General features: G+C 67.6%; 24 protein-coding genes and 1 riboswitch. Of the genes, 6 read left to right on the top strand and 18 right to left on the bottom strand.

What is annotated here, in order from left to right; translation table 11 throughout:
- Positions 1–16 precede the first annotated feature (16 nt).
- Positions 17–1,087 (bottom strand): 6-phosphofructokinase, encoded by a 1,071-nt coding sequence (locus C1704_RS01510; RefSeq protein ID WP_104300373.1) that lies wholly within the window; start codon positions 1,085–1,087, stop codon positions 17–19.
- Between the two features lie 81 nt (positions 1,088–1,168).
- Positions 1,169–1,326, top strand: a riboswitch (FMN riboswitch).
- Positions 1,327–1,413: 87 nt separating this feature from the next.
- On the opposite strand from C1704_RS01510, the gene C1704_RS01505 reads away from it, so the two are divergent.
- Entirely contained in the window at positions 1,414–1,911 is a 498-nt protein-coding gene (locus tag C1704_RS01505) for a 6,7-dimethyl-8-ribityllumazine synthase (RefSeq protein WP_104300261.1), read from the top strand.
- 18 nt (positions 1,912–1,929) lie between these two features.
- Here the strand turns inward: C1704_RS01505 and C1704_RS01500 are convergent, their stop codons facing one another.
- The 3 genes from C1704_RS01500 to imuA are packed head-to-tail and all read right to left on the bottom strand — an operon-like array spanning position 1,930 to position 7,143.
- Entirely contained in the window at positions 1,930–5,091 is a 3,162-nt protein-coding gene (locus tag C1704_RS01500; RefSeq protein WP_104300259.1) for an error-prone DNA polymerase, read from the bottom strand.
- Positions 5,092–5,099: 8 nt separating this feature from the next.
- Positions 5,100–6,428 carry a Y-family DNA polymerase gene (locus C1704_RS01495; RefSeq protein WP_245876343.1) on the bottom strand — a complete coding sequence of 443 codons (1,329 nt, stop codon included), beginning with the start codon at positions 6,426–6,428 and terminating at the stop codon, positions 5,100–5,102.
- Entirely contained in the window at positions 6,364–7,143 is a 780-nt protein-coding gene (imuA, locus tag C1704_RS01490; protein WP_170064596.1) for a translesion DNA synthesis-associated protein ImuA, read from the bottom strand. The genes C1704_RS01495 and imuA overlap by 65 nt, the downstream gene beginning before the upstream one ends.
- Positions 7,144–7,276: 133 nt before the next feature.
- Between imuA and C1704_RS01485 the strand changes: the two genes are divergently transcribed.
- The 4 genes from C1704_RS01485 to C1704_RS01470 all read left to right on the top strand — a co-directional run bounded on the left by C1704_RS01485 (position 7,277) and on the right by C1704_RS01470 (position 11,963).
- Entirely contained in the window at positions 7,277–8,290 is a 1,014-nt protein-coding gene (locus C1704_RS01485) for an LLM class flavin-dependent oxidoreductase (RefSeq protein ID WP_104300257.1), read from the top strand.
- A gap of 130 nt (positions 8,291–8,420) precedes the next feature.
- A complete protein-coding gene (gene rpoH / locus C1704_RS01480; RefSeq protein ID WP_419186770.1) occupies positions 8,421–9,341 on the top strand; it encodes an RNA polymerase sigma factor RpoH in 921 nt (306 codons plus the stop codon).
- A 107-nt stretch (positions 9,342–9,448) separates the two neighbouring features.
- The gene (locus C1704_RS01475; protein WP_104300254.1) at positions 9,449–10,486 is read left to right on the top strand and encodes a patatin-like phospholipase family protein; all 1,038 of its coding nucleotides are present in this window, start codon (positions 9,449–9,451) and stop codon (positions 10,484–10,486) included.
- 25 nt (positions 10,487–10,511) lie between these two features.
- Positions 10,512–11,963 carry a GntP family permease gene (locus C1704_RS01470; RefSeq protein ID WP_104300252.1) on the top strand — a complete coding sequence of 484 codons (1,452 nt, stop codon included), beginning with the start codon at positions 10,512–10,514 and terminating at the stop codon, positions 11,961–11,963.
- Here C1704_RS01470 and C1704_RS01465 read toward each other — a convergent pair.
- The 7 genes from C1704_RS01465 to C1704_RS01435 all read right to left on the bottom strand — a co-directional run bounded on the left by C1704_RS01465 (position 11,960) and on the right by C1704_RS01435 (position 19,681).
- On the bottom strand, positions 11,960–14,689 hold the full coding sequence (locus C1704_RS01465; protein WP_245876342.1) for a cation-transporting P-type ATPase: 2,730 nt from the start codon (positions 14,687–14,689) through the stop codon (positions 11,960–11,962). The genes C1704_RS01470 and C1704_RS01465 overlap by 4 nt on opposite strands.
- Positions 14,667–15,416: a glucose 1-dehydrogenase gene (locus C1704_RS01460; protein ID WP_104300248.1), complete on the bottom strand. Its 750-nt coding sequence runs from the start codon at positions 15,414–15,416 to the stop codon at positions 14,667–14,669. The genes C1704_RS01465 and C1704_RS01460 overlap by 23 nt, the downstream gene beginning before the upstream one ends.
- Before the next feature lie 165 nt (positions 15,417–15,581).
- The gene (locus tag C1704_RS01455; protein WP_104300246.1) at positions 15,582–16,190 is read right to left on the bottom strand and encodes an SCO family protein; all 609 of its coding nucleotides are present in this window, start codon (positions 16,188–16,190) and stop codon (positions 15,582–15,584) included.
- Entirely contained in the window at positions 16,187–17,089 is a 903-nt protein-coding gene (gene cyoE, locus C1704_RS01450; protein ID WP_104300244.1) for a heme o synthase, read from the bottom strand. Before cyoE ends, C1704_RS01455 begins: the two co-directional genes overlap by 4 nt.
- A gap of 19 nt (positions 17,090–17,108) precedes the next feature.
- Positions 17,109–18,269 (bottom strand): COX15/CtaA family protein, encoded by a 1,161-nt coding sequence (locus tag C1704_RS01445; protein ID WP_104300242.1) that lies wholly within the window; start codon positions 18,267–18,269, stop codon positions 17,109–17,111.
- Between the two features lie 13 nt (positions 18,270–18,282).
- The gene (locus tag C1704_RS01440) at positions 18,283–18,972 is read right to left on the bottom strand and encodes an SCO family protein (protein ID WP_104300240.1); all 690 of its coding nucleotides are present in this window, start codon (positions 18,970–18,972) and stop codon (positions 18,283–18,285) included.
- Complete coding sequence (locus C1704_RS01435) at positions 18,926–19,681, bottom strand: SURF1 family protein (RefSeq protein WP_104300238.1); 756 nt, start codon at positions 19,679–19,681, stop codon at positions 18,926–18,928. Before C1704_RS01435 ends, C1704_RS01440 begins: the two co-directional genes overlap by 47 nt.
- 29 nt (positions 19,682–19,710) lie before the next feature.
- Here C1704_RS01435 and C1704_RS01430 point away from each other — a divergent pair, with 29 nt between their 5' ends.
- The gene (locus tag C1704_RS01430) at positions 19,711–19,932 is read left to right on the top strand and encodes a twin transmembrane helix small protein (protein ID WP_104300236.1); all 222 of its coding nucleotides are present in this window, start codon (positions 19,711–19,713) and stop codon (positions 19,930–19,932) included.
- A 98-nt stretch (positions 19,933–20,030) separates the two neighbouring features.
- On the opposite strand, the gene C1704_RS01425 is transcribed toward C1704_RS01430, so the two are convergent.
- The 7 genes from C1704_RS01425 to C1704_RS01400 all read right to left on the bottom strand — a co-directional run bounded on the left by C1704_RS01425 (position 20,031) and on the right by C1704_RS01400 (position 25,316).
- Positions 20,031–20,915 carry a cytochrome c oxidase subunit 3 gene (locus tag C1704_RS01425; protein ID WP_104300234.1) on the bottom strand — a complete coding sequence of 295 codons (885 nt, stop codon included), beginning with the start codon at positions 20,913–20,915 and terminating at the stop codon, positions 20,031–20,033.
- A gap of 64 nt (positions 20,916–20,979) precedes the next feature.
- Positions 20,980–21,234, bottom strand: a complete 255-nt coding sequence (locus C1704_RS01420; protein WP_104300233.1) for a DUF2970 domain-containing protein — start codon at positions 21,232–21,234, stop codon at positions 20,980–20,982.
- Positions 21,231–21,863 (bottom strand): cytochrome c oxidase assembly protein, encoded by a 633-nt coding sequence (locus C1704_RS01415; protein WP_104300231.1) that lies wholly within the window; start codon positions 21,861–21,863, stop codon positions 21,231–21,233. The genes C1704_RS01420 and C1704_RS01415 overlap by 4 nt, the downstream gene beginning before the upstream one ends.
- Before the next feature lie 4 nt (positions 21,864–21,867).
- Positions 21,868–21,978, bottom strand: a complete 111-nt coding sequence (locus tag C1704_RS17630; protein WP_211286786.1) for a cytochrome oxidase small assembly protein — start codon at positions 21,976–21,978, stop codon at positions 21,868–21,870.
- Between the two features lie 27 nt (positions 21,979–22,005).
- Complete coding sequence (gene ctaD, locus C1704_RS01410) at positions 22,006–23,655, bottom strand: cytochrome c oxidase subunit I (RefSeq protein ID WP_104300229.1); 1,650 nt, start codon at positions 23,653–23,655, stop codon at positions 22,006–22,008.
- Positions 23,656–23,679: 24 nt separating this feature from the next.
- Positions 23,680–24,852: a cytochrome c oxidase subunit II gene (gene coxB / locus C1704_RS01405; RefSeq protein ID WP_419186773.1), complete on the bottom strand. Its 1,173-nt coding sequence runs from the start codon at positions 24,850–24,852 to the stop codon at positions 23,680–23,682.
- Between the two features lie 29 nt (positions 24,853–24,881).
- Positions 24,882–25,316 (bottom strand): DUF2244 domain-containing protein, encoded by a 435-nt coding sequence (locus tag C1704_RS01400; RefSeq protein WP_259371308.1) that lies wholly within the window; start codon positions 25,314–25,316, stop codon positions 24,882–24,884.
- Positions 25,317–25,563: the final 247 nt, after the last annotated feature.

The raw sequence follows: 25,563 nt of genomic DNA, 5'->3' as shown, positions 1-25,563 counted from the left end.
TGGGGTCGCCCTTCGTTCAAGCCCTGGTTTCACCCAGGGAGATGCCCAGAGAACGCGCTGCCTTCAGCAGGGGATGGCCGAGCGGCACCGTGCGGGTGCGCCCGGCCACCTCGGCCAGCGGCACGCTGTCGCAGCCATCGCCGCGCAGTACTACCATGCGGCCGAACTCGCCGCGCGCCACCATGGCAGCCGCATGGCAGCCGAAGCGGGTGGCCAGCACCCGGTCGTAAGGCGTGGGGGTGCCGCCGCGCTGCACATGGCCCAGCAGGGTGCTGCGCACTTCACCCTGCAGGTGTGGTTGCAACTGCTCGCGCAGCACGTTGCCCACGCCGCCCAGGCGGATGGGGTCGGGGCTGTCGGCCATGTGGGCGGCCACCGTCATCGCCCCGCCCACCGGCCGGGCGCCCTCGGCCACGCAGATGAGCGTGAAGCCCTGGGCGGCCTCACGCTTGCGGCACAGCGTCGCCACCGCCTCCAGGTCGTAGGGGATCTCGGGCAGCAGGATCACGTCGGCCCCACCGGCCAGACCGCCTTCGAGCGCAATCCAGCCGGCATAGCGGCCCATGGTCTCGACGATCATCACGCGGCCATGGCTGCGCGCCGTGGTCTCCAGCCGCGCCAGGGCCTCGGCCACCACCGCCACCGCGCTGTCGAAGCCGAAGGTGCGCTCGGTGTGCATCAGGTCGTTGTCGATGGTCTTGGGCACGCCCACCACCGGCAGGCCCAGTTGCTGGAAGCGGTGGGCGATGCTCATGGTGCCATCGCCGCCGATGGCCACCAGCGCGTCCAGGCCCAGCTCGCGCACGTAGTCCATCACCGCACCGGAGACATCGGCCCCGCCGGCGCCGAACCAGGCAAACGGGTCGGCCTTGTTGTGCGCCCCGAGGATGGTGCCGCCCTGGTGCAGGATGCCGCTGACGGCCCGCCGGTCCAGCGCCACCACGCGACGCTCGATCAGGCCGAGAAAGCCCCGTTCGATGCCGGTGACGCGCGCGCCGCAGTCGTTGATGAGGGACTTGGTGACCGCGCGGATCACGGCATTGAGCCCGGGGCAGTCGCCGCCGCCGGTGAGCACGCCCACGTGCAGGGAAGATGAAGTGGTCATCCCGCAAGGTTAACGTGCCTGACGGCTCGGCTCTAGAATCCAGAGGCCCTTCCTTGTGAAGGGCAGCGTTCTCAGGGCGGGGTGGAAGTCCCCACCGGCGGTATCCGCAAGCGATTGCGGGAGCCCGCGAGCGCCCGGAGCCGCTCTTGCGGCTCCGGGGTCAGCAGACCTGGTGCGATGCCAGGGCCGACGGTCACAGTCCGGATGAAAGAGACACGCGTGAGTCTCGGCCGCCGCATGCCTTCGTGCCTGCGGCGCCGGTGTTTGCGCTCGCCCTGATTCTGGTGATTCCAACCCAAGGAAAGTCCATGAATCAGACCTTCAGCTCCTCCCCCTCCCGCCCCGCCGGCCCCTGGCGTGTGGCCCTTGTCTGCGCGTCCTGGCATGCCGACATCGTGCATCGCGCCCGCGATGCCGCCGTGCAGGCCCTCACCGCCGGTGCCTCACCTCCCGCCGAGGTGCAGCGCCTGGACGTGCCGGGCGCCTTCGAGATCCCGCTGCAAGCCCTGCGGCTCGCCCGCTCGGGCCGCTTCGATGCCGTGATCGCCTGCGCGCTGGTCGTCAATGGCGGCATCTACCGCCACGAGTTCGTCGCCTCGGCGGTGATCGACGGCCTGATGCGCGTGCAGCTCGACACCGGCGTGCCGGTGTTTTCGGCCGTGCTGACACCACGCGACTTTCATGAGCACGAAGAGCACCGCGAGTTCTTCACACAGCACTTCGTCAAGAAGGGCCGCGAGGTGGCCCAGGCCTGCCTGCAGACCCTGGCGCTGAGCCTGCCGGTGCCGGTGGCGCAAGCCGCCTGAGCGCGCCACAGCCGGGGCTCAATGGAAGTCCCGGCTGTGCAGCCCTGCGTCGGCCAGGCGGCCCAGCAGCGGCGTGAGGTCTTCCAGCCGCTGCGCCACCAGGTGGCGCACCTCGCCTTCGCGCTGCCACTCGCCCTGCACGACCAGCAGGCGCGAGTGCAGCAGCTCGCGGCGGAAGCGCTCGTGCACACGACGCCAGACGATGACGTTGACCACGCCGCTTTCGTCTTCCAGGGAAACGAAGATGGTGCCGTTGGCTGTCTGCGGCTGCTGGCGGCCGGTGACGATGCCACAGGCGCGCACCCGCCGGCCGTGCGGCAGGTCGTGCAGCTCGCGGGCCGTCTGCAGGCGCCGCCGCCGGAGTTGCTCGCGCAGCAGGGCCAGCGGATGGCGGCGCAGCGTGAGGCCCAACGCGGCATAGTCGAAGACGATCTCCTCGCCCTCGGCGGCCAGCGGCAGTTGCAGAGGGGTTTCGTCGATGGGCGCGTCCTCCAGCAGCGCCGGCGGGGGCGTCCAGGCGGTGGCCTCCCAGACCTGCTGGCGGCGGTGGCCGGCCAGGCTCATCAGGGCGTCGGCGGCAGCGAGCTGGCGCAGGTCCTGGGCGTCGAGCCGCGCGCGGCGGGCGAGGTCCTGCACGTCGATGAACGGCGCTTCGGCGCGCGCCAGCACGATGCGCTGGGCGGCGGCGGCACTCAGCCCCGCCACCAGCTGCAGCCCCAGACGCACCGCTGGCTGCGGCTGGCGCGTGAGGTCCTCCAGGGTCGCCTCGACCTCGCTGTGGCTCACGTCCACCGGGCGCACCTCCACCCCGTGGCGGCAGGCATCCTGCACGAGCTGGCTGGGCGAATAGAAGCCCATCGGCTGGGCATTCAGCAAAGCCGCGAGGAAGGCCGCGGGCTCATGGCATTTCAGCCAGGCGCTGTCGTAGGCCAGCAGCGCAAACGACGCGGCATGGCTTTCCGGGAAGCCATATTCGCCGAAGCCTTCGATCTGCTTGAACAGGCGTTCAGCGAACGCCTGGGGATAGCCGTTGGCGGCCATGCCATCGACGATGCGCTGGCGAAACGGGTGCACATTGCCATGGCGCTTCCAGGCCGCCATCGCGCGGCGCAGGCGGTCGGCCTCGCCGGGGGTGAAGCCGGCGCACAGCATGCACAGCTGCATCACCTGCTCCTGGAAGATGGGCACACCCAGCGTGCGGCCCAGCGCCTCGCGCAGGCCGTCTGTGGGCAGTTCGGCCACCACGTCGCGGCCGGCACGCTGCTTCTCGCGCTGCTTCAGGTAAGGGTGCACCATGCCGCCCTGGATGGGGCCGGGCCGCACGATGGCCACCTCCACCACCAGGTCGTAGTAATCGCGTGGCTGCAGGCGCGGCAGCATGCTCATCTGCGCGCGGCTTTCGATCTGGAACACACCCACGGTATCGGCGCGGCGGATCATGGCGTAGGTCGCCTCGTCCTTGTCGGGGATGTCCTGCATCCGGAAGGGTATGCCGCGCCGACGGCTCACAAACTCCAGCGCGCGGCGCAAGGCGGTGAGCATGCCCAGCGAGAGCACGTCGACCTTCATCAGGCGCAGGGATTCGAGGTCGTCCTTGTCCCACTGGATCACGGTGCGCTCGGGCATCGCCGCGTTCTCGATGGGGACGATGTGCGACAACTCCCCCTTGGCGATCACGAAGCCGCCCACATGCTGGCTCAGGTGGCGCGGAAAGCCGCGCAGCTGCCCCACCAGTTCGATCCACTGCGCCACGCGGCGGTCAGCGGCGTCCAACCCCACCTCGGCCAGGCGCTCGGGCAGGGCCTCCAGACTGTCCCACCAGAAATGGCTCTTGGCCAGGGCATCGACCTGCGCCTCGTCGAAGCCCAGGGCCTTGCCCACGTCGCGGATGGCGCTGCGCGCGCGGTAGCAGATGACGGTGGCCGCCAGCGCCGTGCGACCGCGGCCGTACTTGCCGTAGAGGTGCTGGATGACTTCCTCGCGGCGCTGGTGCTCGAAGTCGACGTCAATGTCCGGCGGCTCATCGCGCTCGGCGCTGATGAAGCGCTCGAAGAGCAGGTTGGCACGCGCCGGGTCGATCTCGGTGATGTGCAGGCAGTAGCACACCGCCGAGTTGGCGGCCGAACCGCGCCCCTGGCAGAGGATGTTCTTCGAGCGTGCGAAGCGCACGATGTCGTGCACGGTCAGGAAGTACTTCTCGTAGCGCTTGAAGGCAATGAGCGCCAGTTCCTTCTCGATCTGGCGCTGCACATGATCAGGCACGCCTGCGGGATAGCGCTCGCGCGCGCCCTGCTCGGTGAGATGGCGCAGCCAGCCAGCCGGGGTCTGGCCTGGCGGCACCACCTCCTCGGGGTACTCGTACTTCAGCTCATCCAGGCGGAAATGGCAGCGCGAGGCCACTTCCACCGAAGCGGCCATCAGCTCGGCGCCGTACAGCCGTGCCAGCGTGGCGCGCGCTCGCAGGTGGCGCTCGCCATGCGGCTGCAGGGCCGTGCCGCATTCGGCCACCGGGCGGCCCAGGCGGATGGCGGTGAGCACGTCCTGCAGGGGCTTGCGCGAGCGCAGGTGCATGTGCACGTCGCCCGCCGCCACCAGGGGCAGGCCGCTGCGCCGCGACACCTCGCGCAGGGTATGCAGCCACAGCGGGTCGTCGATCTCGTGGAAGAGTTCCACCACCCCCCAGGCGGCTTCGCCAAAGGCCTCCCGGAACCCTGTGGCCTGCAGGCACAAGGCTTCGAATGGCGCGCCGCGCGGCGGCACCCACAGCAACTCGTTGCCGGCCAGACGATCGGTGCGCAGATCCTCTGCGTCCAGACGGTAGCTGCCCTTCGGGCTGGCGCGGCGCAGGTCGGTGATGAACTGGCTCAGGCGGGCATAGCCCTCGCGGTCGCGGGCCAGGGCCACAAGCCGGAAAGGCACGGAGGCGTCCACCTGGAACTCGCTGCCGATCAGCAGCTTCAGGACAGGCTCGGGCCGGCCCTGCTCTTTCGCGGCCACGCACACGTCGACCAGGGCCTGATGGGCCCGCACCACACCCGCCAGCGAACACTCATCGGTGATCGCCAGCGCGCGGTAGTCCAGCGCCAGCGCGCGTTCCACCAGCTCCTTCGGCGACGACGCCCCGCGCTGGAAGCTGAAGTGACTCAGGCAGTGCAGCTCGGCGTAGTCGGGCAGGTCCATGGGCGGCCTCATCCGAAGCGCCCGTGCAGGAACCAGCCGCCGCCCTCTTCCAGGCGGCGCTCGCGATAGATCCACACCAGCCCGACGCGCTCGTTGCTGGCCACGTAGTAGTCGCGCGCTGCGGCCGCATGCCCGGTATCCCACCAGCCGGCCTCGATCCGGTGTGGGCCGGCCAGGAGGGCCAGGTCCCCTTGAAGCTGCGGCCGCTCCATGCGGGTGGCCAGCGGCAGCGGCACGCTCAGCAGCCAGGCGGGCTGCGGCACGGCAGGCTCCTCCGGGGTGTCCGTGGCCGGCGCTTCGGCCGCCGGCCGCCAGGCCTGTTGCGCTTCGGGGCGGTGGTCGGATCGTGGCACCGGCCGGCACACCTGGGTCGGCCCCAGCCGGGCCGACAGACGCTCGATCAACTGGGCCAGGCTTTCGCCGGCGGTGGCCTCGGCCACCCCGGGCAGCAAGGAGGGCGTGGCCTCGACCAGCGGCTCGATCTCGTCGCAGAACAACGAAAGTTCGCCCACCGGTGCGGCCAGGCGCACCTGCGCCAGCCACTCGCCCAGCAGGCGCAGCAAGTGATCGGCCTGGCGGGTGGGTTCGGCGGTACGCACCGGCAACTCACCCAGCGGCGGGTCGTCGCGGCGATGGAAGTCGTGCCGCCAGCGCAGCACGAAGCTGCGCAGACCGGCCTGGCGTGCGGCCAGCCAGCCACACAGCTGCAGCAGCAGGCGACGCGCACCGAACATCAGGGCCGGGGCCGATTCCACCCGCCCAGGCAGTTCCAGCCGGGCCTCGAAGACTTCGGGCAGCGTGAGCCACGGCGCCGACCAGGGCTCTTCGCCATAGGCCTGGCCCAGCGTCTGCAGCAAGGCCCTTTCACTGCGCCGTGCCAGCCCGGCGCGGGGCAGCCGACGCACATCGCCCAGGTGGCGACAGCCCAGGCGGCTCAGCCAGGCCGCTTCGGCCGCCACCTCGCGCAGGCTGTCCAGCGGCAAGCCGTCCAGCAAGGCATTCAGGCCGATGCCCCAGGCGCCCGCGCGCCCACAGCGTGCCAAGGCCAGCGCGCCCAGCGCCGTCGGCGCTGCCGCACACTGCGCCCAGCCCAGTTCTGCCGCCCCGGCCACGATGCGTTCGTGCAGGATCCGCTCACCCCCGAACAGGCGCAGGCTGCTGCTCACTTCCATCAGAACCGCCTCGTCGTGGCGACACACCCGGGGGGTGAACTGCAGCGCCCACCAGCCCAAAGCCTCGGCCGAGGCCGCAGCCAGCGGCTCAGCCGAACCCTCAGCCGGCGACGACGTGCAAGCCAGGCCGGGGCACAGGGCGAGCCAGCAGGGGTGGGCAGACATCGGACAGCTCCGAGGAAACGGCAGGTGATGCGGCGCGGGCCGCCAGCTTGTGGGCCAGCACCTCGCCCAGGCCCTCAGGCCCGGTGGGCAATTCGATCGGCAGTTCGTGCGCCGGCCCCCGGCGCTTGAGCAGGCGCAGTACCAGGGCCAGCGGCCGGCTGGCTTCCAGGGCCAGGCGCAGGGGCGCCGGCGAGGATTCGGCCTGCGCCGCCAGCGGCCGGAACATGAACACCGGCCGCCGCCCCTGCAGGCTGTGCACCTGCAGCCGCCGCAGCCCCACCGTCTGCCCCCGCCCGGGTGGCAGCCACAGCAGCACGGCCGCCACCTGGGGGCAATGCAGGGCCTGTTCGGTCGCCCACAAACGCTGTTCGGGCCGGGCCGTGTCCACCCAGACCATCGAGGCCGCCGTGAGCCCCGCCGCGCGCCAGCCCGGCAGGTGGGGTGGCTCGGGCGAGCCGATGAAGAGCACGGCCTTTCCTCTCCCGTCTCCCGCCAGGGCTCGCGACAGGGCCGGCGCCGTCAGCCGGCATTCCGCCAGCCCCCAGGCCGGCAGCAGGATCTCGCTCAGGCCCTGGCAGGGCCAGCCCCCGCCCGGCAACAGGGCATCCAGCGCGGCAAAGCCGGTGGGGCACACCGGGGCCTCGCCGGCGCCGGGCAAAGCGTCGCCTTGCCAGACGGCGGCGGCCACCCCGGAGGGCAAGGACAGTGGGTGCATGATGAATAAAACTGTATAAAAACACAGTATATGATCATCGCTTCCCCTGCCAAGCCCCCGAGCACTTCGAAAGGCCCGCCGTGGGGATATATGCACACCAGCAGGACCGCCCCATCCTGCCGACAATGCCCCCATGAAGTTGTCCGTCCTTGACCAATCCATCTCGCTGGCCGGCGCCAGCGAAGACGCCGCCCTGCGCGATACGCTCGACCTGGCCACGCATTGCGAAGCCCTGGGCTACCACCGGTTCTGGGTGAGCGAGCACCACAGCCTGCCCACCATCGTGGGCACCGCGCCCGAAATCCTGCTGGCCGCCATCGCCGCACGCACCCAGCGCATCCGCCTGGGCAGCGCCGGGGTCATGCTGCCCCACTACTCGGCCCTGAAGGTGGCCGAACAGTTCCGTGTGCTCGACGCCCTGGCCCCGGGCCGCATTGACCTGGGCGTGGGCCGTGCGCCTGGCGCCGACATGCGCACCGCCGTGGCCCTCAACCCGAATGCCTACGCAGCCGCCGAGCGCTTCCCCGAGCAGATCCAGGACCTGCAGGCCTGGCTGACCGGCCAGGCGCACCAGGGCATCGTCGCCCATCCGCGCGCGCCGGCGCCCTCCCCCGACGCCCCGTGGGCGCGCATCCCGGACGTGTGGGTGCTGGGCAGCTCCGACTATGGCGCCCGGCTGGCGGCTCACCTGGGCCTGCCCTATGCCTTTGCCTATTTCTTCATGGACGGCCAGGGCGTGGAACAGGCACTGCACCTCTACCGCAGCCTCTACCGACCCAGTGAACGCCACCCCAAGCCGCAGGCCACCATCTGCGTCTGGGCCCTGGCGGCCGACACGGACGAGGCGGCCCGCCACCACGCCCTGAGCCGCGAGCGCTGGCGGGTGGACCGCATGCGGGGCCGCCTGGGCCCGCTGCAGGCACCGGCCCAGATCGCCGAGCAAGGCTTCACCCCCGAGGAATGGCCCACGGTGGACGCCTTGCGCCGCAAGGCCTTCGTCGGCAGCGCCGCCACGGTGGCCGACCAGTTGCGACGCCTGGCCGACGAACTGGCGCTCGACGAGCTGGTGATCAACACCTGGGCCCACGATCCAGCGGTGCGGCGGCACTCCTACGCCCTGCTGGCGCGGGAATTTGGGCTGTCCTAAGCCAAGCTCTTCTTCATAAGTTTCCGCTATGGTTGTCATCAGGGTTCCCCCTGATGGGTGTTTAGCACTCGCGTCAATCGAGTGCTAATATTGTCGGAACCAAAGGAGGTTCAGGATGTCTATTGCAACCATGAACACCCCCACCGCAGCGCTGACCGTCCGTGACCCCTGGGCCCTCGTGCCCTCGCTGGGCAACCTGGATGCCTACATCACGGCCGTCAACCGCCTGCCCCTGCTCACGCAGGAAGAGGAAACCTCGCTGGCGCGCAAGTGGCGCAGCCAGCAGGACCTGGAAGCCGCCGGGAAACTGGTGCTGTCGCACCTGCGTCTGGTGGTGTCCGTCTCGCGCCAGTACCTGGGCTACGGCCTGCCGCATGGCGACCTGATCCAGGAAGGCAACGTGGGCCTGATGAAGGCCGTCAAGCGCTTCGACCCCGACCAGGGCGTGCGTCTGGTGAGCTACGCGCTGCACTGGATCAAGGCCGAGATTCACGAGTACATCCTGAAGAACTGGCGCATGGTCAAGGTGGCCACCACCAAGGCCCAGCGCAAGCTGTTCTTCAACCTGCGCTCGATGAAGCAGAGCCTGAAGGAAGACGCCGCCGAGGCCGACCTGCATCGCAGCACCCTGACCGACCGCGAGATCGACGCGGTGGCCGGCGAGCTCAAGGTCAAGCGTGAAGAAGTCATCGAGATGGAAACCCGCCTGTCCGGCGGCGACGTGGCCCTGGAGCCCACCATGGATGATGGCGAGGAAAGTTACGCGCCCATCGCCTACCTGGCCGACGAAAGCCGCGAACCGACCCGTGTGATCGAGGCCCACCGCCGCGACGTGCTGGCCACCGACGGCATCGCCCAGGCCCTGGATACCCTCGACGAGCGCAGCCGCCGCATCGTGGAGGAGCGCTGGCTCAAGGTGAACGACAACGGCAGCGGCGGCATGACGCTGCACGAACTGGCGGCCGAGTACGGTGTGAGCGCCGAGCGCATCCGCCAGATCGAGGTGGCCGCCATGAAGAAGATGCGCAAGGCCCTGGCCGAGTACGCCTGACCTGGCCCCCGCCCTTCGCACACAACGGCCCCTTCGGGGGCCGTTGTCGTTGAAGTCGCTCGGTCTTTGGTTTGGTTGATCAGGGGTTAACCCATAGACTGAACTGCATGAGCCGGCGACGCATCCGACGCATCGATCTGGCGCTGCAGGGAGGCGGCGCCCACGGCGCCTTCACCTGGGGCGTGCTGGATCGACTGCTCGAGGAAGAACGCATCGAATTCGACGCCATCAGCGGCACCAGCGCGGGCGCGATGAACGCCGTGGTGCTGGCCGACGGCCTGATGGCCGGTGGCCGGGCCGGCGCGCGTGAAGCCCTGCGGCGTTTCTGGACACGTGTGAGCCGTGCCGGGGGCGGCGCGCTGGCCGAGCCCTTTGCCGCCTTCTTCGGCGGCTGGACGCTGGCCGCCTCACCCATGCAGGGCTATCTCGACTGGCTGGGCCGCATGTTCTCACCCCAGCAGCTCAACCCGCTGGACATCAACCCCCTGCGCGACATCGTCACCTCCGAGGTCGACTTCGAGCGCGTGCGCCGCTGTGACCGGGTGCAGCTGTTCATCTCGGCCACGCATGTGCGCACGGGGCGGCTGCGCGAGTTCCGCCAGCACGAGCTCACGCCCGATGTGGTGATGGCCTCGGCCTGCCTGCCCCTGCTCTTTCGCGCCGTGGAGATCGACGGCGAGCCCTACTGGGACGGTGGCTACCTCGGCAACCCCTCGCTGCTGCCACTCATCACCGAAAGCCCGGCGCACGACCTGGTGCTGGTGCAGATCAACCCGTCGTGCCGCGACGCCGTGCCCGTCACCTCGCAGCAGATCCTGGACCGGCTCAACGAGATCACCTTCAACAGCAGCCTGGTGAAGGAGCTGCGCTCCATTGCCCTGCTCCAGCAGTTGCTGGACGACGAGGATCCGGCGACCGAAGACACACGCCGTCCGCTCTTCCGCCAGATCGCCGCACTGAAGCTGCACCGCATCGACGCCACCGAGGCGCTCGCGGACTTTGGCGCTGCGAGCAAGCTGCGCACCGGCTGGAGCTTCCTGCAGCAGCTCTACCGCCTCGGCCACGACACGGCAGACGCCTGGCTGGCCCGTCACTTCGGGCAGATCGGCCGCCGCTCGACGCTGGACCTCTCCGCCTACCGCTGATGGCACCCGCATTCCTGGAGTCACCATGTTGAGCATCGCCGGGATCCTGCTGTCGCTGACGCTCCTGATGGTGCTGGCCTACCGGGGCATGAGCATCCTCGTGCTGGCGCCGCTGGCGGCGCTCGCGGCCGTGCTCTTCAGCCCCGGTACGCCGCTGCTGGCCAGCTACACCCAGGTCTTCATGCCGGCCCTGGGCCGCTTCATCGTGCTGTACTTCCCGCTCTTCCTGCTGGGCGCCCTGTTCGGCAAGCTCATGGAAGCCACCGGTGCGGCACGGGCCATTGCCGAAGGCATCGTGGCACGCCTGGGCGGCGAGCGGGCCCTCATCGCCGTGGTGCTGGCCTGCGCGGTGCTCACCTACGGGGGAGTGTCGCTTTTCGTGGTGGCCTTCGCCGTCTACCCCATCGCGGCCGAGCTCTTCCGTGCCGCGTCCGTCCCCAAGCGGCTCATTCCCGCGGCCATCGCGCTGGGCGCCTTCACCTTCACGATGACGGCCTTGCCCGGCACACCAGCCATCCAGAACGCGATTCCCATGCCCTACTTCGGCACCACGCCGTTCGCGGCGCCTGGCCTGGGGGTGATCGGTGGTGCGGTGATGCTGGGGCTGGGCCTGGCCTGGCTGCTGTGGCGCGCGGCCAGGGCCCGTGGCGCAGGCGAGCGCTATGGCGAGGATGCCCAGGCGCCGGTCACCGTGGACCGCAAGCTGCGCGAGCATGCCCAGGGCGAGGGCTATGACCTCGCCGAGGCCGCGCCCAGTGCTGCGGCGACGGCCCCGCCCGGCCTGGCCCTGGCGTTGTCGCCCATCGTGCTGGTCGTGGTGCTCAACTACGTCCTGGCCGAACGACTGCTCCCGCGGCTGGACACAGCCTATCTCGCCGAGGCGATGTATGGCAACACCTCGCTCGAGGCCGTGCGCGGCGTGTGGGCCATCATCGTGGCACTGGCCGTGTCCATCGTGTGGCTGCTGGCCACACTGGGCCGGCGCCTGCCGTCGTGGCGCGAGACGATCGATGCCGGCGCGTCGGCCGCCGTGCTGCCCATCTTCAACACCGCCTCGCAGGTGGGCTACGGCGCGGTGATCGCCTCCCTGGCCGGCTTCGCGCTGATCCGCGACGCGGTGCTGGGCCTGTCGCCCGGCAATCCGCTCATCTCGCTGTCGGTGGCCGTGAACGTGCTGGCCGGCATCACCGGGTCGGCCTCGGGCGGCATGAGCATCGCGCTGAGCACACTGGGACAGACCTACCTGGAACTGGGTCAGGCCGCCGGCATCGCACCCGAGCTGCTGCACCGGGTCACGGCCATCGCCACGGGCGGGCTCGATGCCCTGCCCCACAACGGCGCGGTGATCACGCTGCTGTCCATCTGCGGGCTCACGCACCGCCAGTCCTACGCCGACATCTTCGTCGTGGCCGTGGCGGTGCCGCTGGTGTCGCTGGCCGTGGTGGTGACGCTGGGCAGTGTGTTCGGCAGCTTCTAGGCGAGCTTCAGGCGCCGCACCGCGAGTTTCTCCAGTTCCAGCAGCACGAGCACGGCCACCCCCACGCCAATCACCTGCAGACCCTGGGTCACACTCAGGCCCTCGGTCTGGAAGAGTGCCTGCATCCACGGCGCGTAGGTGAAGGTCATCTGCAGCAGCACCACGCCGCCCACAGCCATCAGCACACGCGGCGTTCCCTGCACCCCCTGCCAGGTGAAGGACGGGGCCTTCAGGTAGCGCACGCTGAAGAGGTAGAAGACTTCCATCACCACCAGCGTGTTCACCGCCACGGTGCGGGCCGTCTCCACGCTGTGCCCTTGGGCCAACGACCACTCATACATGCCGAAGATGCCCGTGAGGAACAGGGTGGATACCAGTGCAATGCGCCACAGGACGAAGCCCGACAACAGCGGCTCGTCGGGTGCGCGCGGCGGACGTCGCATCACGTCGGCCTCGCGCGGCTCGAAGGCCAGCACCATGGCCAGCGCAATCGAGCTCACCATGTTCACCCAGAGGATCTGTGCCGGCAGGATGGGCAGGGCCACGCCCAGCAGCACGGCCACCAGCAGCGAGAGCGACTCGCCGCCGTTGATGGGCAGCAGGAAGGTGACGGTCTTGCGCAGGTTGTCATACACCGTGCGCCCCTCCTCCACCGCATGCGCGATGGAGGCGAAGTTGTCGTCGGCCAGCACCATCGCCCCGGCCTGCTTGGCCGCCTCGGTGCCCTTGCGCCCCATGGCCACGCCCACGTCGGCCTGCTTCAGCGCCGGCGCATCGTTCACACCGTCGCCCGTCATCGCCACGATCTCGCCGTTGGCCTGCAGTGCGCGCACCAGGCGCAGCTTGTGTTCAGGGCTGGCGCGTGCAAACACCTCGGTGCGGCGCACCGCCTCGCGCAAGGCCTCGTCATCGAGCGCCTCGATCTCGGGGCCGGTCATGGCCACCAGCCCCTCGCCGAGGCCGAGCTGCCCCGCGATGGCGCTGGCCGTGACGCCATGATCGCCGGTGATCATCTTCACGCGGATGCCCGCCTGCAGGCATTGCGCCACGGCAGCAATGGCCTCCTCGCGGGGCGGGTCGATGATGCCCACGAGCCCAAGCAGGGTCAGTCCCTGATCGACGTCGCTCGTCTCCAGCCGGCTGTGCGTCGCCGGCAGCGCCCGCCAGGCCAGGGCCAGCACGCGGCGTCCCTCGCGCGCCTGTTCATCGATGCGCGCCTGCCACCATGCCGCGTCGAGGGGCCGATCCGCCCCTTCGCCGCCGGCCTCGTGGCTGCACATGGCCAGCACGCGTTCCGGCGCGCCCTTGACCACGGCGAAGCGCCCTCCCGCATCGTCCGGATGCAGGGTGGCCATGTAGCGGTGCTCGGATTCGAAGGGGATGGCATCGAGCCTGGGATGCCGCTGGCGCAGCGTCGCCAGGTCCAGGCCGGCCTTCATGGCCAGTGTCAGCAACGCGCCTTCGGTGGGGTCTCCGGCCAGCTGCCAATGCCCCTGGGTTTCACGCAGGCTCGCGTCGTTGCACAGCGCACCGGCCTGGGCCAGCCGGTGGGCCAGTGGCCAGCGTGCCGGCAGATCGGGGAGGTCGATCCCCTCTCCTTGCACCGACCAGGCGCCTTGAGGCGCGTACCCGGCGCCCTCGACGGTCAGCACGGCTTCGCGCAGCACCACTTGCTGCACCGTCATCTCGTTGCGGGTCAGTGTGCCCGTCTTGTCCGAGCAGATCACCGTGACCGAACCCAGCGTCTCCACCGCCGGGAGGCGCCGGATCACCGCATGGCGGGCGGCCATGCGCTGCACGCCCAGCGCCAGCGTGATGGTCATCACTGCGGGCAGGCCTTCGGGGATGGCCGCCACGGCCAGACCCACTGCGGCCATGAACATCGCCTCGACCGAACCGCCTCGCACGACGAGGCCGAACACGAAGAGCACACCCGCGGCCACCAGGATGGCCAGCGTCAGCCATCGTCCGAAGGTGGCCATCTTGCGCAACAGCGGGGTGGTGGTCTCTTCCACCGTTTCGAGCATGCGGCCGATGCGGCCAATCTCCGTGCGTGCCCCGGTGGCCACCACCACAGCACGTGCCTGGCCCTGCGTCACGAGGGTCCCCGCATAGCCCATGTTGAAGCGATCACCGATGGCGGCCGTTGGTTCTACCGGTTCGGAGTGCTTGTCCACCGGCACTGACTCGCCCGTGAGCATCGCCTCATCGATGCGCAGGTTGCGCGCCTGCAGCAGGCGCACATCCGCTGGCAGCCGGTCCCCCGAGGCCAGCAGCACGACATCACCAGGCACCAGATCAGCGGCATCGACATCGTGGGCATGCCCTTCGCGCACCACCACGGCATGCGGTGCCAGCATGTGACGGATGGCCCGCAAGGCCCGCTCGGCCTTGCCCTCCTGGATGAAACCGATCGCGGCGTTGATCACCACCACTGCGACGATCACGCCCGTATCCACCCAGTGCCCCATCGCGGCAGTGACCCCGGCTGCGGCCAGCAGCACATAGATCAGCAGGTTATGGAACTGGCGCGCCAAGCGCCACAGCGGATGCACAGGCGGCGCCTCGGCCAGCCGGTTCGGTCCGTGCTCAGCCAGGCGCCGTCGCGCCTCCTCGGGGGTCAGCCCCTGGAGATCTGTGCGCTGCCCCTGCAGGACCTCCTCGACGGGCTGGGCATGCCAATCGGACGCCGCTCCCATCGATTCAGCGCGCGAGGTAGCCGCCATCGACCGCGTAGTACGCCCCCGTCACGAAGGAGGCACGATCGGAACTGAGCCACACCACCAGTTCGGCCACCTCCTCGGGCTGGCCCAGGCGCCCGATCGCATGCAGGCTCACAAGCTGTTGCTGGGTGGCCGGGTCGGATTCGAGGCTCGCGATCATCGGCGTGTGAATGAAGGCCGGACCCACGGCATTGATACGCAGACCCTGAGCGCTGTACTCCAGAGCAGCCGTCTTGGTGAGCCCCACGACACCGTGCTTGGCAGCCACATAGGCGGGTGCTCCGGCAAAGCCCACCTGCCCCAGGATGGACGCCATGTTCACAATGGCTCCACCCCCGTTGCGCAACATGGCCGGGATCTGATGCTTCATGCAGTAGAAGACCCCCGAGAGGTTCACGCCGATGACCTGCTGCCAGGCTTCGTCGGCATAGCCGGCCGTGGGGCCGAGTTCTCCTCCGATGCCGGCGTTGTTGCATGCGACATCCAATCGGCCGTAGTGGGACACCGTGCGTTCCACGAGCCGCTGGCAGTCCTCGGGGCGGCTCACGTCGGCGGGCACGAAGATGGCGTCGCCACCCCGCTGGCGCACCAGCGACACGGTTTCCTCAGCCCCCGACACATTCACGTCGGAGACGACGACCTTGGCCCCTTCACGGGCATAAGCCAGCGCGATGGCGCGGCCAATGCCGGACGAGGCGCCAGTCACGAGCGAGACTTTTCCTTGCAGCATGAGGTGTCCTCCTTGATGACGAGGCCCGTGGGGGGCCGGGTGGAATCAAGGCTATGACACCACGGGAGACCGGAAGAATCCTTGTCTCAGGTCAAAGGGGGGGACGGAACCTTCCTGCGAACGGCACCCCGCCGACTTGGCATCGGTCAAGGCGGAGCGCGAGTCTCAGCCCGAGGTCAGCAGACTCCGGATGTCCTGCGTGAGCAGCTGTGCACCCATGCCGTGACGCGCATAAAGCCGAACCCGACCTTGGGCGTCGAAAACGTACAGCCCCGCCGAATGGTCCATCGTGTAACTGTCCGGAGTCTTGCCCGGCACCTTGTTGTAGTACACCTTGAACTCTCGCGCCACCGCTGCCGTCTGCTCGGGCGAACCTCGCAGCGCCACGAAACTTGGGTCGAAGGCCTGGACGTAGGCCCCCATCACCTCGGGGGTGTCACGCTCGGGGTCCACGGTGATGAAGACGCCCTGCAGCTTGTCACCATCGGCGCCCAGGGCCTGCTTGACCTGGGCCAGCTCGCCCAACGCCGTGGGGCAGACATCCGGACATTGCGTGAAGCCGAAGAAGATCACGACGATCTTGCCCCGGAAGTCAGCCATCGTGCGCTCGCGCCCTTGGGCATCGACCAGCGCGAAGTTGCGTGCGTACTGAGCACCCGTGATGTCGATGGCATTGAATTTCGGGCCCGATTCGAACAGGGTTTTCACCCGATCGCAGCCGGCCAGCATCAGCGAAAGGCCTCCCAGCAGGAGAAGTGATCGGCGGGAGGTCATAGCCAGGCTCCAAGATAGTGGTCCAGCAACAGCGCAGCGAACAGCAGCGACAGGTGGAGGATGGAAAAGCGGAAGGTGCGGCGCGCCAGCTGGTCGGAGTAGTCGCGCCACAGGCGCCAGGCATACGCAATGAAGACGCTCCCCAGAACGATGGCGGCCGCCAGATAGATCCAGCCGCTCATGCCATAGACGAAGGGCAGCAGCGTCCCCGAGAACAGCATGAGCGTGTAGAGAAAGATGTGAAAGCGCGTGAGCTCCGCGCCATGGGTGACCGGCAGCATCGGCAGGCCGGCCTTGCGGTAGTCTTCGGCGCGGTACAGCGCCAGCGCCCAGAAGTGCGGCGGCGTCCACAGGAAGATGATGAGGCACAGCATCAGCGCCTCAGGCCCCACGTCGCCGCGCATGGCGGCCCATCCCAGCACCGGCGGCATCGCACCGGAAGCGCCGCCGATGACGATGTTCTGCGGCGTCAGTGGCTTGAGCACCACGGTGTAGATCACCGCATAGCCCACGAAGGTGCCGAAGGTCAGCCACATCGTCAACGGGTTCACCGCGGCGTACAGCAAGGCCATGCCAGCCGCACACAGCAGGGCTGAGAACAGCAGGGTCTGGGCATTGGTGAGCTCCCCCTTCGCAGTCGGGCGCCACGCGGTGCGCTGCATGCGCGCATCGATGTGCTGCTCGACCAGACAGTTGAAGGCTGCGGCCGCACCGGCCACCAGCCAGATGCCTGCCGTCGCTGCCAAGGCCACGCGCCAGTCGGGCACGCCCGGAACGGCCAGCAGCATGCCGATCACGGCACAAAAGACGATGAGCTGCACCACGCGCGGCTTGGTCAGCGCATAGAACTGCGAAAACCGCGAAGGCGGTGCGGCGGAGGTGGCGAGGGTTCCGGACATGGGCAAGGTTGGGAGGATTCTAGGAGGCCGTCCGACCGCTCGCCGATGACAGCGGCACCATGGATGCATGCGCAGCCGTCACGGCGCGACGGGCTTGGTGGGCCTGGGTCAGCAAGGCGGTGAGCACGATCACGAGCCCGGCCGCTCCGGCCGTATGCGCGAGCGCGGCCACCAGCGGCCACCCCAGCACCACGTTGCTCAGGCCGCTGACGAACTGCCACAGGGCTCCACCCAGCAGCCAGCCGGCGTAGCGACGATGCGCCGCACCTCGCCGCCACAGGGCCGCGGCATAACCCACGAGCGCTGCCAGCACGACATAGGCGGCCAAGCGGTGCGTGTAGTGAATGGCGGTGAGTGCATCAAAAGTCAGGTAGCCCCCGTCGCGCCGCTCCCCGAGCGGCCGCGCAATCTGGAACCCCTGATGGAAGTCCATGGCCGGCCACCATTGCCCGTGGCAGGTGGGAAAGTCCGGGCAAGCCAGAACAGCGTAGTTGGTGCTGACCCAGCCACCCAGCGCGATCTGCAGCCACAGCAGCATGAACAGCCCCCAGGCCAGCCGGTGCATGCCGCGACTCAGCACGAGCTGCCGGGCCCGGTACACCTGGTGCTGCGCCGCCAGCAAGGCCAGCAGGCACAGCCCGCCCAGCAGATGGGCGGTGACAACGGCCGGGTAGAGCTTCATCGTCACGGTCAGCGCACCAAAGGCCCCCTGGACGCAAACCCACACGAGCGTGGCCGTGGCCCACCACGGCGACAAGGCCAGACGCCGGCGCTCCAACCAGCTCGTGATGGCCATCACCATGATCAGCACCCCTACCCCGGTGGCGAGATAGCGGTGAATCATTTCGATCCAGGCCTTCTTGTGCGTCACTGGCCCCGTGGGCATGGCCGTCTGCGCGGCCGTGATCTCTGCGCGAGCCCCCACCGGGCTTGCGGCGCCATAGCAGCCAGGCCAGTCCGGGCACCCCAGACCGGAATCGGTGAGCCGGGTGAAGGCACCGAACACCACCAGGTCGAAGGTGAGAAAGAGCGTCAATGCCGTGAGTGCTGCCAGCCGCACGCTCGGCGCCGCATGGCGATTGCGCAACCACACCCAGGCCAGGGGGCCAAGCGCGATCACGATGCCCAGCAGCGCCAGGCGCGCGATGGGGGTCAAGTCGTAGAGTGCCTGCGTTTCCATGGGGACCCCCGCTTCAACGACCTGCCTTGTCCCAGTGCCGGGAGGCGTTGAGCAGCCGATTCAGATCACGCTTCACCCGGGAGGGGTCTGCGTCCGCGGGAAAGCGCATCATCCAGTTGCCCAGAGGATCGACGATGTACAGGTGTGCGCCCAGCGACTGGCCGGCTTCCGGCTCCAGCCAGGCAGCCACCTCTTCGGCCGAGGCACGCAGCACCTGAGCCCCGGCAATGCCTTGGAGCAGCGCCGGTTGGATGGGCTGCGCATCGGTCACGAGCCACACCTTGTCAATGCGGTCGCGGTCCTTGCCGGTCATCTCTCGGAGCTGGCGCTGGAGGTAAAGGTTGCGCTCACAGACCGCGTCGCAGGCCCCTCCACCCACCACCACGATCAGCCACTGGTGGCGCAGGCTGTCCGGTGACACAGCCTGCCCTTGCAGATCCTGCAGGTGCAGGGCCGGCAGGGGACGCTGAGGGTCGATCAGCTGGCCGTAGTTGCTCCGCCCCTCAGGCCGGATCACGTAGTAAGTGAAGTAAGAGGCAATGACTGGGGCGGCGCACACCAGCAGCACCAGGAACATCTTGATCCGCCCCATGCGCACCCGGACCCGCGCATCCACGGCCGGACGCGGCATGCTGTGGACCGTGAAGCTCCGCGGTTCAGGCGCCGCGCTGTCGGCGGGGGCGGAGGATTTGGAACCAGACATACAAACCTGCCATCAGTGCACACAGCGCGAACCACTGGAACGCATAGCCGTAGTGCTTGTGAACGTCCACCGAGGGTTCAGGCCACTGCCGCAGCAGGCCGTCGGCGGCCCCAGGGCTCGTGGGCTCGGTCTGGACGAGGGTGACCGGCCACACCGGCCGGCGAACTTCTTGCGCAAACTGCGTCAGATCGAGATTTTGCCGAATCGCGCCGGACTCCTGGGCCGAGAACTGATAGAGCTTGGCCGGCGGCGGGGCAATCCGCCCCGCCAGGGTCACGGTCTCCTCCCTGGGCGTGGCCACCTCCGGCACCCGGGTGCGATCGACCACGTCGCGTGCCACCCATCCACGCTGGACGATGATCACATCCTCTCGCCCCTCGAGCTGTAGGGCGGTGAGTACGAAAAACCCTGGCTGGGGGCCCTGCATCTGCCGGTTGTCGAGGTACACGGTGTGCTCGGGCAGCCACCGCCCACGCACCACCGCCGGGCGGTGCAGCCATGCCGGAGTGGCATCGGGTGGCGTGGCCACGTCGTTCAGTGACAGGGGTGGCAGGGTCGCCTGCGCACGCAAGGCCGACTGAAGTGCCTCCTTCTGGGCTGCGCGGTCAAGCTGCCACCGTCCGAGCGAGGCCGTCACGCCAATCCCCACCAGGGTGGCTGCAAGCACCACAGCCGCTCGCCAGCGTCTGGAGGCCACAGCCTCAGCCATGCCACGCTCCCAGGCGCATAATCGAGACCATGAAACTCTTCATCGTCGTCGCGTTCGTGCTCATCCTGGCCAGTCTGGCCTCGGCCCTGGTCTTCATGATGAAGGACGGCCGCGATGGCAAGCCCAAGACGAACAACATGGTGCGTTCACTGGGCCTGCGGGTGGGCCTGTCCGTCGTGCTGTTCATCTGCATCCTGGTGGCCTACCAGCTGGGCTGGATCCAGCCGACGGGCGTGCCGGTGATCAAGTAAGCTCTCACTGAAATCTGTTTTCCTCAAGAACAAACGCCGCTGCACCGCAGCGGCGTTGTCGTTTCGGGCGGCCCCTGTGACGGGCGCCACGACGGTCGTTACATCCAGTACACCACCACGTACAGGCCCAGCCACACCACGTCCACGAAGTGCCAGTACCAGGCGGCTCCTTCGAAGCCGAAGTGACGCTCCGGCGTGAAATGACCCTTGTGCAGACGCAGCGTGATGAACAGCAGCATCAGCATGCCCACGAACACGTGGAAGCCGTGGAAGCCCGTCAGCATGAAGAAGGTGGAGCCGTAGATGCCCGACGACAGCTTGAGGTTCAGGTCCCTGTAGGCGTGCATGTATTCATAGCCCTGCACGAACAGGAAGATCAGGCCGAGGAGAACCGTCACCCACATGAAGGCGATGGTCTTGGCACGATGCCCCTCACGCAGCGCGTGATGCGCAATGGTCAGCGTCACCCCCGAGCTCAGCAGCAACGCGGTATTGATCGTGGGCAGCCAGAACGGGCCCATGGTCTGGAAAGGCTCCACCGTACCCGCCGGTGAAGCGGTGACACCGGGAGCTGCGCTGGGCCACAGGGCCTTGAAGTCCGGCCACAGGATCTGGTGATCGAGGTTGGCCAGCATCGGGACCGCGTGAACGCGTGCCCAGTACAAGGCGCCGAAGAAAGCTGCGAAGAACATCACTTCCGAGAAGATGAACCAGCTCATGCTCCAGCGGAAGGACACATCGATGCGATCGCTGTACAGGCCGTTCTCGCTCTCACGGATGGCATCGCCAAACCACTGGAACAGGACCACGGCCCACCACAACAGACCGAAGAGCAGCGAATAGGCGCCCCAGCTGTGGCCGTTGATCCACTGCCCCGCCCCCAGGATCACGAAGAACAGGCCGATGGCGGCCATGACCGGGTGCCGCGAGGGCCCGGGAACGAAGTAATAAGGCGTCTGGCCCTGATGTGTCGCTGCCGACATGTTTTCTCCTAAGAACTCTTCTCGATCCTTGGCCTCGTCCTCGACGAGGCTTGTTCATTCGCCATCAATACCCGGCAGCCACTCCACTGCCGATCACCCAGTTCACCAGTGCCACCAGACCCAGGACGAACAGTGCTGCGAGGGTCAGCCCCACGATCACCACGTGAACGGGGTTGAGCTTGCTCACGTCCTCGGCGTGGTCCACCGATCGGCGCACGCCGAAGAACGACCACAAGACCGCCTTGACGGTCTGCGGCAGCGAACCCCGACGCTGCACGGCCTCGCGCAGGTCGGCTCCGGGGCGCTGCGGCACGTTCATGAACGAGGCTCCTGCGCCGGGGCCGCCGACTGGAAACCCGCCGGCGCCGCCGGCACGCGGCCACCCACCTCGAAGAAGGTGTACGAGAGCGTGATGGTCGTTACGTCACGCGGCAGCTTGGGGTCGATCACGAACACGACCGGCCACTGCTTGGACTCGCCCGGCTGCAGCATGTACTCGTTGAAGCAGAAGCACTCAAGCTTGTTGAAGTGCGCCGTGGCCTGCTTCGGGGCGTAGCTCGGGATCGCCTGCGCGGCCATGGTGCGGTTCTGCACGTTGCGGAATTCGTACATGACCGTGGCCATCTCGCCGGGATGCACGGTGATCGAGCGCATGGCCGGCTTGAAATCCCACGGCCCGCGGGCGTTCGCATCGAATTCGACCGTGATGGTGCGGGATGTATCGACCTGCGTGTTCACGGCCGTGGCACGGTGCGACGCATTGCCCGGCACGAGGCGCTCGCTCAACGAAAGAACGTTGATGCCCAGTGCATCGCAGATGGCCTGGTACATCGGCACCAAGGCGTAGCCGAAGCCGAACATCGCCACCGTGACGACCAGCAGCTTGCCCACCATGCGCCGATTGTCGCGGCGGATGGCTTGGCGGCCAGATTCGTTGGGGCTCGTCATGCGCTCAACCACCGAAATAGGTCATGCGCACGATGAATCCGATGAAGAAGGCGGCCACAACGCTCGCCAGGATCAGGCCCAGACGGACATTGCGTTTGCGCTGATCTTCGTTCATCGTGCGTGCTCCTCTCCCGTGTCAGGCTCAGCCCACCACTTTCGTGGCAGCGGCATTCAGCTTCGGCGGGTTCTCGAAGGTGTGGAAGGGGGCCGGCGACGGCACTTCCCATTCCAGGCCCTCGGCACCCTGGCCGTCGGGGTCATTCCAGGGGCGCTGCGGCGCCTTCTCGCCCTTGCCCATCATGGCCGGCAGCACGATGAAGACGAAGAAGTACACCTGCATCAGGCCGAAGCCGAAGGCGCCCACCGAGGCGATCGCGTTGAAGTCGGCGAACTGCATGGGGTAGTCGGCATAGCGGCGGGGCATGCCGGCCAGACCCAGGAAGTGCATCGGGAAGAAGGTGATGTTGAAGAAGATCAGCGAGCCCCAGAAATGGATCTTGCCGCGGGTCTCGGAATACATCACGCCGGTCCACTTGGGCGCCCAGTAGTAAAAGCCGGCAAACAGGGCGTAGAGCGAGCCGGCCACCAGCACGTAGTGGAAGTGCGCCACGACGTAGTAGGTGTCCTGCAGCTGGATGTCGATCGGCGCCACCGACAGGATCAGGCCGGTGAAGCCCCCCATCGTGAACACGAAGATGAAGCCGACAGCGAACAGCATGGGCGTCTCGAAGGTCATCGAGCCGCGCCACATGGTCGCAATCCAGTTGAAGATCTTCACACCCGTGGGCACGGCGATCAGCATGGTCGCGTACATGAAGAAGAGCTGACCGGTCACCGGCATGCCCGTCGTGAACATGTGGTGGGCCCACACGATGAACGACAGGATGGCAATGGAAGCCGTGGCATACACCATCGAGGTATATCCGAACAGGCGCTTGCGGGCGAAGGCCGGGACGATGTGGCTGATGATGCCAAACGCCGGCAGGATCATGATGTAGACCTCGGGGTGGCCGAAGAACCAGAAGATGTGCTGGTACATCACCGGATCGCCGCCGCCGGCCGGGTTGAAGAAGGCCGTGCCGAAATGGCGGTCGGTCAGGGTCATCGTGATGGCACCGGCCAGCACGGGAATCACTGCAATCAGCAGGTAGGCAGTGATGAGCCAGGTCCAGCAGAACATCGGCATCTTCATCAGCGTCATGCCCGGGGCACGCATGTTGAGGATGGTCACGATGATGTTGATCGAGCCCATGATGGAGCTCGCGCCCATGATGTGCATGGCGAAGATCGCCGCGTCCATCGAGGGGCCCATCTGCAGCGTGAGCGGCGCATACAGCGTCCAACCCGCCGCCGGCGCGCCACCGGGCATGAAGAACGATGCCACCAGCATGATGGCCGCGGGGATCATCAGCCAGAAGCTGAAGTTGTTCATCCGCGCAAACGCCATGTCGGAGGCGCCGATCTGCAGCGGGATCATCCAGTTCGCGAAGCCCACGAAGGCCGGCATGATGGCGCCGAACACCATGATCAGGCCGTGCATGGTGGTGAGCTGATTGAAGAGCTCAGGGTTCACGACCTGCAGGCCGGGCTGGAAGAGCTCGGCACGAATCAGCAGTGCCAGGACGCCGCCGACCATCAGCATGGCAAAGCTGAACAGCAGGTAGAGGGTGCCGATGTCCTTGTGGTTGGTGGCAAACACCCAGCGGCGCCAGCCATGCGGATGATCGTGCGCATGGTCATCGTGGGCGTGGCCGCCTACTGCATGACCGTGGTTGTCGAGAACAGCACTCATGTTGTCGGTCCTTTCTTCAACTGCTCAGCGGGCGGCGGTGATTTCAGCCGGCTGCACCAGCGTGCCGGTCTTGTTCGACCAGCTGTTCTTCACATAGGTGATCACCGCGGCAATCTCGGTGTCGCTCAACTGCTTCCAGGACGGCATCGCACCGTTGCCCGCACCGTTGAGGAGGATGTTGATCTGCTTGCTCTTGTCGGCATCGAGCACGATGGCCGAGCCGTCCAGCGCCTTGATGGGGCCAGCCCCCGAGCCGTCGGCCTTGTGGCAAGCCGCGCAGTTGGCGGCATAGACCTTCTCACCGCGCGCCACGAGGTCGGCCAGTTCCCAGACCTTGGTGGGATCATCGGCGCGCGCCTGCATCAGCTTCTGCTGCTCTTCGACCCACTTGCTGTACTCCTCGTCAGTGACGACCTTGACGTGGATGGGCATGTAGGCGTGCTCCTTGCCGCACAGCTCAGCACATTGGCCATAGAAATCACCGGTCTTCTCGGCGCGGAACCAGGTGTCACGCACGAAGCCGGGGATGGCATCCTGCTTCACACCGAAGGCAGGCACCATCCAGGCGTGGATCACGTCGTTGGCCGTGGTGATGACGCGGATCTTCTTGTTGACGGGCACCACCAGCGGGTTGTCAACCTTGAGCAGGTAGTCGTCGCCGACAGGCTGACCGGCATCGGACGCCTGGCGGTGGGTGGCATCGAGCGTGGACAGGAAGGACACGCCGGCACCTTCACCGTTGATGTAGTCGTAACCCCACTTCCACTGGTAGCCGGTGGCCTTGACCGTGATGTCGGCGTTGGTGGTGTCCTTCATCGCGACCACCACTTTCGTGGCCGGGAGGGCCATGCCGATCACGATCAGGAAGGGCACGACCGTCCAGACGATCTCGACGGTGGTGCTTTCGTGGAAGCTGGCGGACTTGGCGCCCAGCGACTTGCGGTGCTTCAGGATGGAATAGAACATCACCGAGAAGACACCGACGAAGATCACGAAGCAGATGACCAGCATCATCCAGTGCAGAAAATGCTGCTCTTCGGCGATGCGCGTGACGGGCGGGTGCAGGTTGAGCTGGTTGACGGCGGGGCCGCCAGGCAGACTGTTGACGGAAGCCAGCGCGGCCGAGGAGGCCAGCCAGGCCCCCAGGCCAAGGCCCGCACGTCCCGCCTGCTGCCAAAGAGCTTTCATGATCTTCATCGTGGTCATCTCAGTTTCCAAACCCCAGCTCACCCCTGCCCGTACGAGCCGCGCAGGGCTGCGCGCAATTCCTCGGCGAGTTGGGAGCGGTGCTGAGCTCTGATGTGACGACCGACACTCACCCGCCGCCCCGCCGCCGACAGCTCTACCAAGCCCGCGCTGCCACCACGCTGATCGATGCGCACATGTGCGGCATCGAAGCTGAGGCGGCTCACGCGCCCGGCCACTTCCTGCTCGACCTCCACCCGCCCCCCAATGATCACGATGCTTTCGCGATCCAGGGCATGACGGGCATAGATCCACAGGGCGAATCCGACACCGGCCATTTCGATCCAGGCAAACGGCAGGACCAGGTGGGCTCCCGACGCCCAGAACCCCAAGCCCACACCGAATGACACCACGCACAGAACCGCGTACATGCACAGCAATTGGCGTGGCGTGAGACAGCAGTTGCGCTTGAGGATCCAGCGGGTCCCGGTGCCGTCGGACAGCGTCGGCCCCTGAGGAAACCGACGATTGCGAGGACTCCAAGCCGAGGTGACCGCCACCATGGGTGCTACTGCTCCACTCACCTGGTTCGGAAAGGGCCCGGACATCAGACCTAGAGGCACCAACCCAACCAAACTGCGAGAGTTTAACTTACCGCAAAGCCCCCTCACAACGGCGTTTGAGGGCGATCAATGCAGGTGGGTGCGAAAGACGTTGCGCCAA

Source organism: Caldimonas caldifontis, assembly GCF_002930615.1.
GTDB lineage: Bacteria > Pseudomonadota > Gammaproteobacteria > Burkholderiales > Burkholderiaceae_C > Caldimonas > Caldimonas caldifontis.
Note: the sequence above shows the minus strand (reverse complement) of the source record. Positions and strands in the feature narration are given on the sequence as shown.

What these genes read in the sequence shown, in the direction of transcription:
- C1704_RS01505 (WP_104300261.1), top strand. Translation starts at nt 1,414, where the DNA reads ATGAATCAGACCTTCAGCTCCTCCCCCTCCCGCCCCGCCGGCCCCTGG.
- C1704_RS01500 (WP_104300259.1), bottom strand. Translation starts at nt 5,091, where the DNA reads ATGGACCTGCCCGACTACGCCGAGCTGCACTGCCTGAGTCACTTCAGC.
- C1704_RS01495 (WP_245876343.1), bottom strand. Translation starts at nt 6,428, where the DNA reads ATGTCTGCCCACCCCTGCTGGCTCGCCCTGTGCCCCGGCCTGGCTTGC.
- imuA (WP_170064596.1), bottom strand. Translation starts at nt 7,143, where the DNA reads ATGCACCCACTGTCCTTGCCCTCCGGGGTGGCCGCCGCCGTCTGGCAA.
- C1704_RS01485 (WP_104300257.1), top strand. Translation starts at nt 7,277, where the DNA reads ATGAAGTTGTCCGTCCTTGACCAATCCATCTCGCTGGCCGGCGCCAGC.
- rpoH (WP_419186770.1), top strand. Translation starts at nt 8,421, where the DNA reads ATGAACACCCCCACCGCAGCGCTGACCGTCCGTGACCCCTGGGCCCTC.
- C1704_RS01475 (WP_104300254.1), top strand. Translation starts at nt 9,449, where the DNA reads ATGAGCCGGCGACGCATCCGACGCATCGATCTGGCGCTGCAGGGAGGC.
- C1704_RS01470 (WP_104300252.1), top strand. Translation starts at nt 10,512, where the DNA reads ATGTTGAGCATCGCCGGGATCCTGCTGTCGCTGACGCTCCTGATGGTG.
- C1704_RS01465 (WP_245876342.1), bottom strand. Translation starts at nt 14,689, where the DNA reads ATGGCGGCTACCTCGCGCGCTGAATCGATGGGAGCGGCGTCCGATTGG.
- C1704_RS01460 (WP_104300248.1), bottom strand. Translation starts at nt 15,416, where the DNA reads ATGCTGCAAGGAAAAGTCTCGCTCGTGACTGGCGCCTCGTCCGGCATT.
- C1704_RS01455 (WP_104300246.1), bottom strand. Translation starts at nt 16,190, where the DNA reads ATGACCTCCCGCCGATCACTTCTCCTGCTGGGAGGCCTTTCGCTGATG.
- cyoE (WP_104300244.1), bottom strand. Translation starts at nt 17,089, where the DNA reads ATGTCCGGAACCCTCGCCACCTCCGCCGCACCGCCTTCGCGGTTTTCG.
- C1704_RS01445 (WP_104300242.1), bottom strand. Translation starts at nt 18,269, where the DNA reads ATGGAAACGCAGGCACTCTACGACTTGACCCCCATCGCGCGCCTGGCG.
- C1704_RS01440 (WP_104300240.1), bottom strand. Translation starts at nt 18,972, where the DNA reads ATGTCTGGTTCCAAATCCTCCGCCCCCGCCGACAGCGCGGCGCCTGAA.
- C1704_RS01435 (WP_104300238.1), bottom strand. Translation starts at nt 19,681, where the DNA reads ATGGCTGAGGCTGTGGCCTCCAGACGCTGGCGAGCGGCTGTGGTGCTT.
- C1704_RS01430 (WP_104300236.1), top strand. Translation starts at nt 19,711, where the DNA reads ATGAAACTCTTCATCGTCGTCGCGTTCGTGCTCATCCTGGCCAGTCTG.
- C1704_RS01425 (WP_104300234.1), bottom strand. Translation starts at nt 20,915, where the DNA reads ATGTCGGCAGCGACACATCAGGGCCAGACGCCTTATTACTTCGTTCCC.
- C1704_RS01420 (WP_104300233.1), bottom strand. Translation starts at nt 21,234, where the DNA reads ATGAACGTGCCGCAGCGCCCCGGAGCCGACCTGCGCGAGGCCGTGCAG.
- C1704_RS01415 (WP_104300231.1), bottom strand. Translation starts at nt 21,863, where the DNA reads ATGACGAGCCCCAACGAATCTGGCCGCCAAGCCATCCGCCGCGACAAT.
- C1704_RS17630 (WP_211286786.1), bottom strand. Translation starts at nt 21,978, where the DNA reads ATGAACGAAGATCAGCGCAAACGCAATGTCCGTCTGGGCCTGATCCTG.
- ctaD (WP_104300229.1), bottom strand. Translation starts at nt 23,655, where the DNA reads ATGAGTGCTGTTCTCGACAACCACGGTCATGCAGTAGGCGGCCACGCC.
- coxB (WP_419186773.1), bottom strand. Translation starts at nt 24,852, where the DNA reads ATGAAGATCATGAAAGCTCTTTGGCAGCAGGCGGGACGTGCGGGCCTT.